Consider the following 770-nt stretch of genomic DNA (forward strand, 5'->3'; position numbering starts at 1 on the left):
CCTGCTAAATACCGAGATCCAAAAGGTCAGTGGACAGGTCTGTCGCTGCGTGCACGCACGATATTTTATGATCCAAACAAAGTCAGTGCTGATGAGTTATCAACGTATGCAGATTTGGCTGATCCAAAGTGGAAAGGTAAACTGTGCTTGCGTACCTCTAAAAAGGTCTATAACCAATCGCTTGTCGCCAGTATGATGGAGCATTTGGGCGAAGAAAAGACAGAAGAGGTTATTCGTGGATGGGTCGATAATCTAGCGACTGACGTATTTAGTGATGATACCAGCATGTTAGAAGCCATCGCTGCAGGTCAATGTGAAGTTGGTATTGCTAACAGTTATTACTATGGCCGTATACTTGATGAAAAGCCTGACTTCCCTGTCGAGATATTTTGGGCAAACCAAGATACAACAGGCACACATGTAAATATCTCTGGCGCTGGTGTGACCACCAACTCAGACAATCCAGATGGTGCGCTTAAACTAATAGAGTGGTTGTCCTCTGATGAAGCTCAAGGTATTTATGCCAGCTCAGACAAAGAGTATCCAGTAAAAGAAGGCGTTGATGAGTCAGACATGCTCAGATCGTGGGGCACGTTCAAACAAGACGATATCAATGTGCAAAAATTTGGCGAACTACAAACACAAGCGATCCAGATGATGGATAAAGCAGGTTATAAATAATCGGTTGCTGGGTTTAGTTTATAAGCGTCTGACAGGGTAATATCTATATTATGACAATGACAAAAGCGTCTGCTAGTGAAGACAGTACT

1 protein-coding gene is annotated in these 770 nt (G+C 43.1%); it reads left to right on the forward strand.

Annotation, left to right across the window (positions count from 1 at the left end; all coding sequences use genetic code 11):
* Positions 1–681: extracellular solute-binding protein (locus ACS8FD_RS19600; protein WP_439277094.1), on the forward strand; the 681-nt coding region annotated here is incomplete at its 5' end.
* Positions 682–770 lie beyond the last annotated feature (89 nt).

It is taken from the genome of Psychrobacter sp. 1U2 (genome assembly GCF_051847575.1).